General features: G+C 38.4%; 16 protein-coding genes. 4 read left to right on the top strand and 12 right to left on the bottom strand.

Going from position 1 to position 13,167, the window contains the following annotated elements; translation table 11 throughout:
* Positions 1-52 precede the first annotated feature (52 nt).
* Complete coding sequence (locus SOI84_RS01865) at positions 53-382, top strand: nucleoside triphosphate pyrophosphohydrolase family protein (protein WP_320674712.1); 330 nt, start codon at positions 53-55, stop codon at positions 380-382.
* 90 nt (positions 383-472) lie between these two features.
* Here SOI84_RS01865 and SOI84_RS01860 read toward each other — a convergent pair whose 3' ends face one another.
* The 3 genes from SOI84_RS01860 to ilvA are packed head-to-tail and all read right to left on the bottom strand — an operon-like array spanning position 473 to position 2,910.
* Positions 473-772, bottom strand: coding sequence for a YggT family protein (locus SOI84_RS01860; RefSeq protein ID WP_320674711.1), 300 nt, complete (start codon positions 770-772; stop codon positions 473-475).
* A 25-nt stretch (positions 773-797) separates the two neighbouring features.
* The gene (scpB, locus tag SOI84_RS01855; RefSeq protein ID WP_320674710.1) at positions 798-1,328 is read right to left on the bottom strand and encodes an SMC-Scp complex subunit ScpB; all 531 of its coding nucleotides are present in this window, start codon (positions 1,326-1,328) and stop codon (positions 798-800) included.
* A gap of 43 nt (positions 1,329-1,371) precedes the next feature.
* Positions 1,372-2,910 carry a threonine ammonia-lyase, biosynthetic gene (gene ilvA, locus SOI84_RS01850; RefSeq protein ID WP_320674709.1) on the bottom strand — a complete coding sequence of 513 codons (1,539 nt, stop codon included), beginning with the start codon at positions 2,908-2,910 and terminating at the stop codon, positions 1,372-1,374.
* Positions 2,911-3,030: 120 nt separating this feature from the next.
* Between ilvA and dxs the strand changes: the two genes are divergently transcribed.
* On the top strand, positions 3,031-4,977 hold the full coding sequence (dxs, locus tag SOI84_RS01845) for a 1-deoxy-D-xylulose-5-phosphate synthase (protein ID WP_320674708.1): 1,947 nt from the start codon (positions 3,031-3,033) through the stop codon (positions 4,975-4,977).
* A gap of 181 nt (positions 4,978-5,158) precedes the next feature.
* Here dxs and psaK read toward each other — a convergent pair whose 3' ends face one another.
* From psaK to SOI84_RS01830, 3 genes are all read right to left on the bottom strand, one after another.
* The gene (gene psaK / locus SOI84_RS01840; protein ID WP_320674707.1) at positions 5,159-5,425 is read right to left on the bottom strand and encodes a photosystem I reaction center subunit PsaK; all 267 of its coding nucleotides are present in this window, start codon (positions 5,423-5,425) and stop codon (positions 5,159-5,161) included.
* A 67-nt stretch (positions 5,426-5,492) separates the two neighbouring features.
* A complete protein-coding gene (locus SOI84_RS01835) occupies positions 5,493-5,831 on the bottom strand; it encodes a DUF3593 domain-containing protein (RefSeq protein ID WP_320674706.1) in 339 nt (112 codons plus the stop codon).
* A complete protein-coding gene (locus SOI84_RS01830) occupies positions 5,828-6,139 on the bottom strand; it encodes a DUF2499 domain-containing protein (RefSeq protein ID WP_320674705.1) in 312 nt (103 codons plus the stop codon). The genes SOI84_RS01835 and SOI84_RS01830 overlap by 4 nt, the downstream gene beginning before the upstream one ends.
* Before the next feature lie 36 nt (positions 6,140-6,175).
* Between SOI84_RS01830 and csaB the strand changes: the two genes are divergently transcribed.
* Complete coding sequence (gene csaB, locus SOI84_RS01825) at positions 6,176-7,282, top strand: polysaccharide pyruvyl transferase CsaB (protein ID WP_320674704.1); 1,107 nt, start codon at positions 6,176-6,178, stop codon at positions 7,280-7,282.
* A gap of 26 nt (positions 7,283-7,308) precedes the next feature.
* Here csaB and SOI84_RS01820 read toward each other — a convergent pair whose 3' ends face one another.
* Entirely contained in the window at positions 7,309-8,283 is a 975-nt protein-coding gene (locus SOI84_RS01820; protein ID WP_320674703.1) for an ABC transporter ATP-binding protein, read from the bottom strand.
* Positions 8,280-8,813, bottom strand: a complete 534-nt coding sequence (locus tag SOI84_RS01815) for a carbohydrate ABC transporter permease (protein WP_414153614.1) — start codon at positions 8,811-8,813, stop codon at positions 8,280-8,282. The genes SOI84_RS01820 and SOI84_RS01815 overlap by 4 nt, the downstream gene beginning before the upstream one ends.
* On the opposite strand from SOI84_RS01815, the gene SOI84_RS01810 reads away from it, so the two are divergent.
* Positions 8,722-8,952: a hypothetical protein gene (locus SOI84_RS01810; RefSeq protein ID WP_320675494.1), complete on the top strand. Its 231-nt coding sequence runs from the start codon at positions 8,722-8,724 to the stop codon at positions 8,950-8,952. The genes SOI84_RS01815 and SOI84_RS01810 overlap by 92 nt on opposite strands.
* 142 nt (positions 8,953-9,094) lie before the next feature.
* Here the strand turns inward: SOI84_RS01810 and SOI84_RS01805 are convergent, their stop codons facing one another.
* The 4 genes from SOI84_RS01805 to rpmB form a co-directional block, all read right to left on the bottom strand.
* Complete coding sequence (locus SOI84_RS01805) at positions 9,095-9,958, bottom strand: sugar ABC transporter permease (RefSeq protein ID WP_320674702.1); 864 nt, start codon at positions 9,956-9,958, stop codon at positions 9,095-9,097.
* Positions 9,955-11,226 carry an ABC transporter substrate-binding protein gene (locus tag SOI84_RS01800; RefSeq protein WP_320674700.1) on the bottom strand — a complete coding sequence of 424 codons (1,272 nt, stop codon included), beginning with the start codon at positions 11,224-11,226 and terminating at the stop codon, positions 9,955-9,957. The genes SOI84_RS01805 and SOI84_RS01800 overlap by 4 nt, the downstream gene beginning before the upstream one ends.
* Positions 11,227-11,234: 8 nt before the next feature.
* Positions 11,235-12,725 carry a glucosylglycerol-phosphate synthase gene (ggpS, locus tag SOI84_RS01795; protein WP_320674698.1) on the bottom strand — a complete coding sequence of 497 codons (1,491 nt, stop codon included), beginning with the start codon at positions 12,723-12,725 and terminating at the stop codon, positions 11,235-11,237.
* Between the two features lie 198 nt (positions 12,726-12,923).
* Positions 12,924-13,160 carry a 50S ribosomal protein L28 gene (gene rpmB / locus SOI84_RS01790; protein ID WP_320674697.1) on the bottom strand — a complete coding sequence of 79 codons (237 nt, stop codon included), beginning with the start codon at positions 13,158-13,160 and terminating at the stop codon, positions 12,924-12,926.
* Between the last annotated feature and the right edge of the window lie 7 nt (positions 13,161-13,167).

Genomic DNA, 13,167 nt, shown 5'->3' with positions numbered 1-13,167 from the left:
TCACCTCGAAAATACTATCTAAGCCTCATCATTATTCTCTTCTATCAGCGACATGGAACTAAATCATTATCAGGAGCAGGCCAGGACAACAGCGCTTTATCCAAATGTTGGAGAAAACCCCATTTATCCAACGCTTGGTCTAACTGGTGAATCAGGTGAGGTCGCTGACAAGGTTAAGAAGGTGATTCGAGATAAAGGGGGAGTTTTTGATGAGAGTTCTTCTGAAGCTATCATGCTAGAGCTAGGTGATGTGCTTTGGTATGTGGCACAACTTTCAAGTGAGTTAGGGTTTTCCCTCGAGCATGTTGCAAAAGCTAATTTAGCTAAATTAGCCAGTAGGGCAGATAGGGGACGTTTAGGAGGTGAAGGCGACAAGAGGTGAAATTTATAAATTTCGAGATATTGCTAATTGATTTTATAAATTAATTAATCAATTTTTAGAATTCTAGATGGTTAATTAACAATATTTCTGTTATCCAAAATAACCATTTGTTCCACTTAGGAAAGCAATACTTGCACTGAATAAAAGACGTTGCATCAGACTTAAAGCAATAAATGCAAGTATTGCAGATAAGTCGAGACCTCCTATTGGTGGGATAATTCCTCTAAAGGAATTTAAATATGGATCCGTAATCGAGCTTACTGTACTTAATACAGGGTTGCTCCAATCTAGGTTTGGGAACCAACTAAGAAGAACACGAACGATTAGAACTAAAGAGTAAATCTCAAGTGTTTGGGCAAGTACCTGAAGAAATGTAGCAATGATTTCCATTGTAAAAGTCGGTTAGGGTTGAACTCTATGCTGCTTTTTGGGATTCTGCTGCATTTAATTCTGGAATGACAGAAAAGGTTCTATGAAATTTTTCTGAAAGGGTTATCCAATAAGACCTACCCTCACTTTGTCGTTTTCGCTCAATGAAATTTTGTTCACGTAATTCTTTTATATGGTCATAGGCTCCTGAACCTCTTAATTCAACCAGGTCAGATTGAAGAATTCTTTTCTTTAGTGCGATGGTTGCAAGAGTTCTAAGGGTGGCAGTTGAAAGATCAACAGGCAAAAGATTTTGAACTAGACCACCTAGTCCTGGACGTAACTGAAGGCTATAACTTCTATTAGTTTCTAGGATTTCAAGCGCTGTATCTCTTTGTGCATAGCATGCCATTAGTGTTAGCAATGCTTCTTCTACGGAACTTTCTGTTTCACCAGATAGTTCAGCTAATTCTTTAGCGCTAGTTGGCTTTCCTTTTAAGTAAAGGATCGCTTCTATACGAGCTTGAAGTGAGACTCTTGCGTCTTCACTAAAGGTGGTGGTTGGTTGGTTGGCCATATTTGGGCCAAATTAGCGATATATCAAGTTACCGCGATAACAACTACTGTGCACCTAGAAAGAGGCGATATGCAGAATTGTTTGTTTCTTCGAAACTTGGATAACCCAGCGAATCAACGAAATCAAACCAATACTTTATTTCTTTTTCTCTAACAAGGACTCCAACAACTATTCTCCCAACGTCTGCTCCATGATTTCTATAGTGAAAAATGCTAATACTCCATCCCTTGTGAAGGTTGCTAACAAACTTCATCAATGCGCCAGGACGTTCTGGAAATTCAAATCTGTACAAGAGCTCCTTAAAACCATCTTCAGATAATTTTTTCGCTGAAGATGGTAGTCGGCCTCCGACCATGTGCCGAAGGTGTGATTTTGAGAGCTCGTCTTTTGTGAGATCAAGGCAAGGGAACCCTCCCACCTCTAGTTTGTTGACCAATTCGACCCTGTCTTCAGTCCCAAGGACTTCTATTCCTATAAATATTTGTGCTTTTGCTCCATCAGACATTCTGTAGCTGAATTCTGTGAGACTTCTTTCCCCAAGAGTTTCACAAAGGTTTTTTAGGCTTCCTGCTTTTTCCGGGATTTCAACAGCAAACATTGCTTCCCTTTCTTCTCCTAATTCAGCTCTCTCCGCAACAAATCTCAGACGATCAAAATTCATATTGGCCCCACAGGCCACTGCTATAAGGGTTTTCTCCTGCATATTGCGATTGTTCACATCAGCCTTTAAACCTGCAATTGCTAATGCACCTGCAGGCTCGAGGATTGAACGTGTGTCTTCAAAGACATCCTTAATCGCAGCACAAATTTCATCTGTTGAAACTGTCACCATTCTGTCGACATATTTTTGTGCGAGAGCGAAGGTTTGTTCCCCTACTTTTTTAACAGCCACACCATCAGCAAATAAACCGACTGTATTTAGCTCCACTCGTTTGTTTTGTTTTAGGGATTGGGTCATAGCATTAGCATCTATTGGTTCAACTCCTATCACTTCAACTTGAGGCCAGAGTCTTTTTACATAAGCTGAGATTCCACCTATTAGTCCTCCTCCTCCAACTGCAACGTAAATTGCATCAGGTGGTATGTGGCATTGTCTAAGAATCTCCATAGCAATGGTTCCTTGTCCTGCTATGACTTCTGGATCATCAAAGGGATGGATAAATGTAAGACCATCTTTGATGCTCCTTCGAAGAGCTTCTTTATAGGCTTCGTCATATGTTTCTCCATGCAAAATCACCTCTGCATTTAGCAACTCAACGGCTTGGACCTTTACTGCAGGCGTGGTTATGGGCATAACTATTACAGCTCTACATTTAAGCTTTGAAGCGCTCAGGGCTACTCCTTGTGCATGGTTTCCTGCACTAGAGGCAATTACACCTATCTTTAATTCTTCAGCACTTAACTGTGCCATTTTGTTATAGGCGCCACGAAGTTTGAAAGAAAAGACTGGTTGGAGGTCTTCACGCTTGAACCAAATTTGATTTTTTAGGCGGGTGCTGAGATTTTTGGCAAAGTCCAAGGGGGTTTCCTTTGCTACGTCATATACGCGAGCACGCAGAATTTTTTTTAAGTAATCTTCCATAAGCTCTATTTTGGCAAGTTTTCGGTCTTTTCATTAACAACGTTCCATGGACTAAGGCCAGTTTTTTGATCATTCATGAACAGGAGGCTTTAGATTGAATAGGTTGATTGTTAGTTCGGCATGCGTCTTAGCGAGTTAACACATCCAAATCAATTACATGGACTCAGCACAGCTGAGCTTGAAGATGTTGCTTGTCAGATTCGAGAACGACATTTACAAGTCGTGTCTACCAGTGGTGGCCATTTAGGTCCAGGCCTGGGTGTTGTTGAATTAACAATTGCGTTGTATCAAACACTTGACCTCGATAAGGACAAAGTTGTTTGGGATGTTGGTCATCAGGCTTATCCCCATAAACTTCTTACAGGTCGTTTTGAACGATTTGATTCTCTACGTCAACAGCATGGTGTTGCGGGATATCTTAAAAGAACTGAAAGTAGCTTTGACCATTTTGGGGCGGGTCATGCCAGCACTTCAATCTCAGCAGCCCTAGGGATGGCTCTAGCTAGGGAAAGAAGGGGGGAGTCTTTTAAATGTGTAGCAGTGATTGGTGATGGTGCTTTGACTGGGGGAATGGCTCTTGAGGCGATAAATCACGCTGGCCACTTACCTAAGACACCCTTTTTAGTTGTTTTAAACGATAATGACATGTCTATATCTCCCCCTGTGGGAGCTTTGTCAACTTATTTAAATCGCATCAGACATAGTCCTCCTCTGCAATTTCTCACTGACAGTGTTGAGGAAAGTGTTAAAAACCTTCCTTTTATGGGTGGTGAACTTCCGGAAGATCTCAAATCCCTAAAAGGCAGCATGAGAAGGTTGGCAGTTCCAAAGATGGGAGCTGTTTTTGAAGAGTTAGGTTTCACTTATATGGGTCCAATTGACGGTCATGACATTAGTCTCATGATTCGAACGTTTGATGCTGCCCATAAGGTAGGTGGGCCTGTATTGGTTCATGTTTGCACTACTAAAGGGAAGGGCTATCCATATGCCGAAGCTGATCAAGTTGGTTATCACGCTCAATCAGCTTTTGACTTGACAACTGGTAAGTCAGTTCCTTCTAAGACTCCTAAACCCCCAAGCTATAGCAAGGTCTTTGGACAGACTCTTGTGAAACTTTGCCAAGCAGACCCAACTATTGTTGGGATTACAGCAGCTATGGCAACTGGGACAGGGTTAGATCTTCTTCAAAAGGCTGTACCTGATCAATATTTGGATGTTGGAATTGCAGAGCAACATGCTGTCACTCTTGCTGGAGGGATGGCATGTGAGGGATTAAAGCCAGTAGTTGCTATCTACAGTACTTTTTTGCAACGAGCATATGATCAGTTGATTCATGATATTGGCATTCAAAATTTGCCGGTAACGTTTGTATTAGATAGAGCAGGAATTGTAGGTGCAGATGGTCCAACTCACCAAGGTCAATATGATATTAGTTATTTAAGAGCTGTCCCTAACTTTACCGTTATGGCACCTAAGGATGAAGCCGAATTACAAAGAATGTTAGTTACTTGTATTCAGCATAAAGGACCATCTGCTTTACGTATTCCGCGTGGATCAGGAGAAGGTGTACCTATTATGGAAGAGGGAATTGAACCCTTACAAATTGGCAAGGGAGAAGTCTTATCGAAAGGTGAAAATATATTAATAGTGGCATATGGTTCAATGGTTTCTCCTGCAACTAAAACTGCAGAACTTCTTCTTAAAGAAGGCTTTTCTTCCACTTTAATTAATGCAAGGTTTTTGAGGCCATTAGATCAATCGTTGATCCATCCAATTGCAAGAAGAATCGGGAAATTAGTCACCATTGAAGAGGGTGCAATTGCTGGCGGATTCGGTGCAGCAGTTGTTGAGTCCCTTGTCGATCAAAATATACTTATACCCACTTTGAGAATTGCTATTCCAGATAAGCTTGTTGATCATGCCAGCCCTCAGCAAAGCAAAGAAGATCTAGGCCTAACTCCAACACAAATGTGTGAGAAGATCATGAGCTTTTTTGATTTAAACCCTGGCCCAGAGTTAATCAAGAATGAAAGTATAAAAGAGCAATTTGAAAAGAATATAAATTAAATTTCTGAATAATAGGATCTTGAAAGAAAGCTAAAGATTTTTCACACAAAAACAGTAGAGAGCTGCTTTTGCCAGCTCTCTACTGTTTTGACCATTGAGGTAGACGATAAGGGATACCTCTTGGCTGATTTTGCTGGACCCTTACTAATAGAAGGGGTAAGCGAAATTAGCTTTTAGTCCCTTAGAGAACTCCTCTTGATGCAAGACCCAATATGGTTCCTATTCCTAAAACATGTCCTAGGCAGTTAGCCGCAACTACTGATGCGTGACTCATACCACCAAAATACTGTGAATTAGGGATTTGAAAGCCTTCATTTGGTTGAGCGATGTTGGCCCTTGCGATGGCATAAGCAAGCACGTTGCAGGCGATCATAACCACCGCCACTTTGGGAGACCATGAAAATGTGGCAGGGGCAGCTGCTGCAGCAGCTAATAGGTTTGTCATCATGTAGACCATGTAAGCACCATATTATTTTCCTTGATTGTTCCCTTTTTGGGAACTTTTATCATTCCTCTTAAGAGTTATTCACCAGATTTTTTTTGCCAATTCCCAAAAAGCCAAGTGCTATCAACGCATCGCTTAATGTTAAGAATGCTTCAGCAGCTCCATGCAGCGGGTCAATGTTTGTCAGCTCTTCCCCATAGCTAACGCTCGCAATAATTGCAAAAACTATTGTCATGGCAACAAATAAAAGCGTCAACCGGAATCCCCAGAGTGAGATTGGAGGGATTTCTTTGCTTTTTGCAGCCCAGTAAAGGAATCCGAGGTAGGGGATTAATGAAAGGACAAAAAAGGGGCTTGGGTCAACGCCTCCTAGATAGGCAAGTAATGCGTCAAAATCAGGGAGTTTCATGATGGTTGACTTTGTTTGTTTTTTGTCCTGACAAGATTCCAAGCTGCTGCTGCAAGGCAAAAGTTTCCTACAACTGTTAATCCAGATTGGAGAACTACTAAACCTTTTAAGGAAGATGCATTGTCATAAATGTGCCAGGTAATAGCGGCCATCGCACTGGCTAGGTTTGGCAACATGGCTAGTGCTAACCACTTCATGTTGGGCTTGTTGTTTTGAATGCTCCATCGCAAAATTAGTACGATCGCAAGAATCCATTCGAATAAGGTCGTGACGTGTATCCACCACGTGCCAAGAGAGAGAGCGTGCAAGTGATTAGATCGATAGCTATAGCTTAGGGAGTCGTAATGGTGCAAAACATTCCTGAACCCCAAACCTTTTTGTTGCCATTAAAGGCTAGGCCTTCATCGGTACTTTTATGCGGATATTACGGAGAGCGGAATTTAGGTGATGATTTGTTATTGGAGATTTTGATAAATTCGATAGACAATCGTGTGAATTTATTAATTACTACAAATCAACACTTTATGCCTGTTGATCTTTCAAGGAATGTCAAATATGTCAATCGAAGAAATCCAATTGCTGTTTTTAATAGTATAAATAATGTTGATACATTAATACTTGGTGGTGGCAATCTCTTACAGGACAAAACTAGTTATAGGAGTCTTCTATACTATCTAGCAGTTATATTCTATGCAAAATTTAGGGGAGTTAAGATAATCCTATGGGCACAGGGTCTTGGACCCTTGCAAAGGAGAATAAGTGTTTTCCTAGTCCAAAAGGCGATTTGTTGTGCCTCTAGTATAAGCTTGCGCGATCAAAAATCCTTTGAATTATATAAATCATGGAATATAAATATACCTGTTATTTGTGCACCAGATCCTACTTGGCAATTGCCTAGAAAGGAGTGGATAGGTGGCGAGTCAATAGTTATATGTTGGCGTCCAACAAATGTAATAGATAATTATAAATGGAAAAAATTATTTATAGCACTTGACTATTTTCAAACTCATCTTAATAGACCTGTCGTATGGATGTCCTTTGATAGGAAAATGGATGAGCCATTCTTTAACTATCTATGTCAACATGAATTAATTCCAAAAAGACTTTTTACTAAGACTATTACTTTAAATGCTACTTCATTCGATAAAGCAACATGTTGTTTTCAGAAGGCTACTATTGTTTTGCCAATGAGATTACATGCATACATTTTAGCAAAACTTTGCGGAGCTCCAACATGTGCTTTAAGCTATGATCCTAAGGTTTCAGCTGCCTCTGCATATTTAAATTCAAACTGCATAGATTTAGAAGCTTCTTTTGATGTTGATCAACTCATCAAGGTTTGGCATGAGACTCTTTCAATTCCAACTGATATAGAAGGAGTAAATCACTTAGCATTGAAGTCTTTATCACATAATTATTTTTTAGAAGATAAGCTTTTTTCTAGTATATAGATGCTAATATTATGGAAAAATTTAAATTATTGTTCAACACTTTTACCTGTAGAAATGTCAAAATGATGTTCTTTATCTTTATCCCATGTTATTTGTATATTTTCTGGGATGGATTCATCTTTTTCACATAACATTCTAATTATGCCCTTAGGTGATTTCAAAAGTAGAATCTGATTTTTACCGTGCCATTCATTAGCAATAATTTTGCACGGAATTCCTGTTTTTGAAAAGAATATGTCTTCTGGTCGAATAGCACTAACAATATTGTTAGTGCTATTTATCGTGTTTATCTTTGGACTGCCAATGAATGATGCTACAAATAATGTAGATGGTTTTGTGTAGATTTCTTTTGGAGTCCCTGTTTGTTCAATGGATCCATTATTTAGTATCGAAATCCTGTTGGCTAAAGCCATTGCCTCATGTTGGTCGTGGGTTACATAAACAACAGGCTTATTTCTATTTTGCATAAGACTTCTTAGCTCAGGTCTGAGATCTTCACGGAGCTGTGCGTCTAAGTTACTCATTGGTTCATCAAGTAGGTACACAGAAGGATCTCTTAAAAGGGCTCTTGCCAGTGCAACTCTCTGACGTTGCCCGCCAGATAATTTTGATGGAAGTTGTTCTACATGTTCTTCTAATTTCATAATAGAAAGCATTGTCGAAACCCTTGTCTGAATCTGTTTCCTGCTTATTCCACGGATTCGAAGACCAAGTGATAAATTTTCTTTGACTGATAGGTGGGGAAATAAAGCATAACTTTGAAATACCATTGCAACCCCTCTATTCACAGGAGGTTCCATAGTTACATTTTTATTGTCAATATAAATATCGCCTTCGTTGGGCTTATCTAGTCCAGCTATAACTCTTAGTGTACTGCTTTTGCCGCATCCGCTGGGTCCTAGAAGTGCCATAATCTCACCATCATTAACACTTAGGCAGACATTCCTAAGAATCCATTTGTTGTTCAGTTTTTCTCCAACATTATTAAGATGTAGTGTCATCCCTTTACAGCTCCTTGCGTTAGGCCATTTACTATTTGGCTTTGAAAAATCATTACTATAATTAATAATGGAATTGAACCAAGTACAGTTGCTGCTGCAAAGGCACCATAGGGAACAGAGTATAGAGATGAGCCGGCTAATCTGGCTATTGCTACCGGAAGAGTTATTGAATCTTGGTTACTAAGCCAAGTTAATGCTATTGGGTATTCATTCCATGAAAATATAAAGACAAGAATTGATGTGCTCGATAAGGCAGGTTTTATAAGAGGTAATAAAACATATTTTATTATTTGAAATCGAGATAAACCTTCTATAACTGATGCTTCTTCTAGTTCCTTTGGAATATCTTTAAATGCTGAGGATAAAAGTAAAATTGCCAAAGGCATAGACAATGCGCTGTATGGAAGACTAAGTAGGTAAAGATTATTTCCTATATTCATGCCTCTTGCAAATTCGAGTAACGCAAGGAATAGCAGAACATACGGAAATAGAGCCGCAATTAATACGAATAACTTTGATAGACTACCTATCCTTTTAGGTAATCTACTTAATGAATACGAGGCTGGTATTGCTATTGAGATTGTTAAAAGTGTAGTTAATATGCCAAGAATAGTACTATTGAAGATGTACTTTGTGAATGGGATGTCATTGGTTAGTATTTGCTTATAATTCTCTAGAGTCCACCTATGGATGTTAGTCGAGAATGGTGCTACTAAAATTTCTGGTGTACAGAATGAAGTGTAAAATTGCCATAGAAGAGGTAATAAGGTCCATGTCAACAGCATAAAGATAAATATATTTTTGGGTCTTTTCATGAATTATACCTTAGTAAAATATTTATATTTCTAAGTAATAGCCAAGATAATAAACATGAGATTATTAGAAGTAAAAAGCTTGCAAGCATAATTGTAGAGCTATAACCAAAATCTAAGAAACGCATGGCATTGAGATATGCATATAATGCTAAACTTTCTGTAGTTCCGGCTGGGCCACCTCCCGTCATTACTTGAATCAACTCAAATACACCATATGCTTGTGCCATTCGAAAAATAATGCTTATTAGAATATATGGTTTTAATAAAGGTATAGTAATGTTGAACAAAGCGTTAATTGGTTTCCCACCTTCTATGTAAAAAGCCTCGTAGAGATCTTTTGGTATAGTTTGCAAACCTGCTAAAATTATCAAAGCAACAAATGGTGTTGTTTTCCAACAGTCTGCAATTACTGTAGAAATCCAAGAAAACGATGGGTTTGAAAGAATGTTAGATTCCCCAAGTGATAAAAGTCCTGTTATTTGATCAATTGGCCCATAAGGTGTATTGAAAATCCACCTCCAGCCAAGTGCCATTACTGTTGTAGGAAGTGCCCAAGGTAAAATAGTTAATGATCTTACAACTCCCCTACCTTTCCATTCTTGATTAATCAATAGCGCAATGGCCAGTGCAAGTAGTACTTCAATAGTGACTGATATAAATGCAAATCTTGTTGTTTGTATAGCATCTTGCCAAAACCGTTGGTCATTTATGAGACGTACCCAATTGGCTCCATTATTGCTAACAGGTATTAAAGAAGTTACGACTGAGGCTGAATGCATACTCATCCAGCTATAGCGTATTATTGGCAACCAATATACTAGAAATATTAATATAAAAGCTGGCAAGACTAGGAATATCATTCTATTCTAATTCCTGCAGATGAGAGTATCCTTTCTGTACTTTTTGTTGCTTCACTCATCTCTGATTCAATATCTACCTCTTCAGTTATTATAGAACTAAGATGCCTTTGTAAGACATCACTTATCTGCGCATAAACAGGGGTCATTGGCCTAGGTTTACTATTTCGTAAAGCTTGTCTTAATTTGACTAGTATTGGCTTAATTGCAAGAAGTTGTTTGTCTTCAAAAACTTCTTTAGTAGTAGGAGTATAACCATAGTTTAAAAATAAATATTTCTGTGAAGAATTTGATGATAAGAATTTGATAAGTTGTGCTGCTTTGTCCTTATTTGGACTCGATGAGATAATTGAGAATCCCCAACTTCCCAATGTTGGAGATGGTTGATAATTATTTAATGAAACCATAGTTGTTATACCTACCTTTCCTTTAACCTTGCTTGTGTCTTTTTGTAATTCCTTCCATGCATATGGCCAGTTACGCATAAATGCCGCGTCACCATTCTTGAAAACTTGAAGGGCTTCGGGTTCGGAGAAGTTTGTTACTGCCTTAGGGGATAAACCCTCCTTAAGAAGGCTTTTTAACCATTTTATTGATGATATTGTGTTTTTATTATTTAGAGCTACAACACCCTCCTTGGATATCCAATCACCACCAAAACCTTTTGCAATTTCTAAAAAGACGCAACTTAGTCCTTCGTATTGCCTACCTTGCCATACGTATCCATACTTTATTTGTTTATTCACTTTAAGTCTCTTACTAATGTTAGTTAAGTCAAGTGGAGTTTTAGGTGGTTTGCTCATTAAATCTTTTCTCCAATATAACAAGCCAATATCTGCAACAAATGGCCATCTATACAAATTACCTTTATAAATATTGCCTTGCTCCGCTCCCTTTTCGAGTTTATCAAATTGAGTTTTATCAAACCATGGTGCTAGGTTTTCTAGCCAACCTGCTTCTGCATACTTAGGTAACCATGTCACATCTATTAAAAGAGCATCATATGGACTTTTTTCAAGTAATAAACTGCTAATTGCCAAGTCTGAAACAGATTCAGTCTCTCTAGGCCCCCTTGTAACAACTACCTTTATAGAATCCTTATTAATAGTATTAAACTGTTTGATAAGCTCTCTTGTAGAGTCTTCAAATGGTGCTGGCATAAGCACATTCAAGTATGTTTTGTTTAATTCTTTAGTGTCTGAACAGGAATATGTAAATGGCAATATCAAAATCGAGCTAATTAATCTCCATATGCTGCTTTTTTTTGTCATTTATCTCTTTAATTTGTGTCTCCGCCTATTGATTCCAACTGTTCTTTTGCCCAGTCATTTACTGTGTATGAATAGACTGCCTTCACCATGGTCTCCATTCTTTCCCGCTGCTCATTGTCTTTCATATTAATAGCTTCTTCAATAGCTTCATCCATTCTTCTATGTGAATAGGGGTTTGTTAGAACTGCACCGTTTAAAAGAACTGATGCGCCAGTGAATTCTGAAAGAACTAATACCCCGTCTTGACCTTTGCGAGCAGCAGCATATTCTTTTGCTACAAGATTTAGCCCATCTCTTAATGGTGTTATCCAGCAGATATCAGCTTGAGTGAACCATGCAACCATTTCCTCATATGGAATTCTGAGAGTTGAAAGTCGGATTGGAACCCAATCGATCAAACTAAACTTACCATTTATTCTGCCAGCCATTTCTTCGATTGATCTTTGAGTTTCCTCATAGATTTTCATGCCACTTGCTGCTGAAACGCATGCCAACATCAGAACCACTTTCCCATGCAAATCTTGTCGCCTTGTTAGAAGTCTTTCATAGGCAAGTAAAAGTTCTTCATTTCCTTTCGTATAATCAACCCTACTGGCAGAAAGTATTAACTTACGACGCTTTTTTGTCCCTTGCTTTATCTTGTCTGTATGAACTTTAAGCTCTTTGCCTTTAATAATATCTTCGATTACATCAGGAGATGTTCCTACCGGAGATGATAACAATTGAATTCTTCTTCCTGCATGTTCTAGCCATGGTGTTACCGATGGTTCAGTAAGAGCACTACCTACGGCAATGAATTTTTCATTTACAGCTACTTTGGGACCACGCTTTGCTCCTACCAGACAGTTTGCTGCTCTTGCGAAATTCTCAGCATACCTTGGGATATGAAACCCAACCATGTCACAAGAAAGTAAACTCTCAATTATTTGTCTTCTCCATGGAAGGATTGCAAAGACGTCGTTTCCAGGAAATGGAGTATGGTGAAAAAATGCGATATTAAGGTCTGGTCTCATTGATCTAATTAGACCCGGTGCAAGCCATAAGTTGTAGTCATGAATCCATACCTTTGCCCCCTTAGATGCTTCTAAACAAGCAGCATTTGCAAACCTCTGATTTACCTCTTCAAATATTTTCCAGTCAGCGTTATTTACGTCAAAATAGGTTGGAAAGGTATGTAGTATGGGCCAGAAACATTCCTTTGAAGTTACATGATAAAAACTTGATACTTCATTTTTTGCTAGTGGTATTCTTCTCAAAATGAAATTTGAGGGTGATTTCATCTCTAAACGTTCATCCTCTTCTAGCTCAGTAGACAAAACTTCTCTCCAGGCTATCCATGTACCATCATCTCTATTTCTGAATAAATTTCTTAGGGTTGGAATGATTCCATTTGGGCTCTTTTGATCTAACCAGACCCTTTTACCATTAGCATCTTTCCCTTCTTCGAAAGGTGTTCGATGATATAACAGAACAAAATTACTTTTACCAAGAGTATTCATATATAAGGCTCTTTTGTTAATCCGGATATAATAACATTAACATTTTAGTTGATGATAATGCATGTAATATTGTTTTGCTCAGTTAAAATTAACATATTAAAATTAGAATTTTAATATTGCGAAGATCTTGTAGAAACTAAATGCTTTGCGTTGATTTTATTAAAGAAATTAATAAAAATGTTTTGTGAAGGGCTTTGACTAGAATTTACTTAGGTCAATTCCTAAAGTTTTGGCATAAGGGCCCAGGCCTTTTTTCTGGATGGTTTTTAGGGCTCTTGTAGTTACTCTTAGCTTTACCCACTTATTACCTTCTGCCCACCAAAGTCGTCTCTGTTGAAGATTTGCTTGTTGAAGTTTCTTTGTTCTGATATGAGAATGGCTCACTGCCATACCATTGTTAGCGCGTGTTCCTGTTAGTTGGCAAACCCTAGACATATTCAAA

The sequence above is a fragment of the Prochlorococcus sp. MIT 1341 genome (genome assembly GCF_034092415.1).
Taxonomy (GTDB): Bacteria; Cyanobacteriota; Cyanobacteriia; order PCC-6307; family Cyanobiaceae; genus AG-363-P08.
Note: the sequence above shows the minus strand (reverse complement) of the source record. Positions and strands in the feature narration are given on the sequence as shown.

Bases quoted from the DNA above. Each gene is read 5' to 3' on its own strand.
- csaB (WP_320674704.1), top strand. From the start codon at position 6,176: ATGGTGCAAAACATTCCTGAACCCCAAACCTTTTTGTTGCCATTAAAG.
- SOI84_RS01810 (WP_320675494.1), top strand. From the start codon at position 8,722: ATGCCTCTTGCAAATTCGAGTAACGCAAGGAATAGCAGAACATACGGA.
- SOI84_RS01820 (WP_320674703.1), bottom strand. From the start codon at position 8,283: ATGACACTACATCTTAATAATGTTGGAGAAAAACTGAACAACAAATGG.
- SOI84_RS01865 (WP_320674712.1), top strand. From the start codon at position 53: ATGGAACTAAATCATTATCAGGAGCAGGCCAGGACAACAGCGCTTTAT.
- SOI84_RS01805 (WP_320674702.1), bottom strand. From the start codon at position 9,958: ATGATATTCCTAGTCTTGCCAGCTTTTATATTAATATTTCTAGTATAT.
- SOI84_RS01860 (WP_320674711.1), bottom strand. From the start codon at position 772: ATGGAAATCATTGCTACATTTCTTCAGGTACTTGCCCAAACACTTGAG.
- psaK (WP_320674707.1), bottom strand. From the start codon at position 5,425: ATGATGACAAACCTATTAGCTGCTGCAGCAGCTGCCCCTGCCACATTT.
- scpB (WP_320674710.1), bottom strand. From the start codon at position 1,328: ATGGCCAACCAACCAACCACCACCTTTAGTGAAGACGCAAGAGTCTCA.
- ggpS (WP_320674698.1), bottom strand. From the start codon at position 12,725: ATGAATACTCTTGGTAAAAGTAATTTTGTTCTGTTATATCATCGAACA.
- SOI84_RS01835 (WP_320674706.1), bottom strand. From the start codon at position 5,831: ATGAAACTCCCTGATTTTGACGCATTACTTGCCTATCTAGGAGGCGTT.
- ilvA (WP_320674709.1), bottom strand. From the start codon at position 2,910: ATGGAAGATTACTTAAAAAAAATTCTGCGTGCTCGCGTATATGACGTA.
- SOI84_RS01800 (WP_320674700.1), bottom strand. From the start codon at position 11,226: ATGACAAAAAAAAGCAGCATATGGAGATTAATTAGCTCGATTTTGATA.
- dxs (WP_320674708.1), top strand. From the start codon at position 3,031: ATGCGTCTTAGCGAGTTAACACATCCAAATCAATTACATGGACTCAGC.
- rpmB (WP_320674697.1), bottom strand. From the start codon at position 13,160: ATGTCTAGGGTTTGCCAACTAACAGGAACACGCGCTAACAATGGTATG.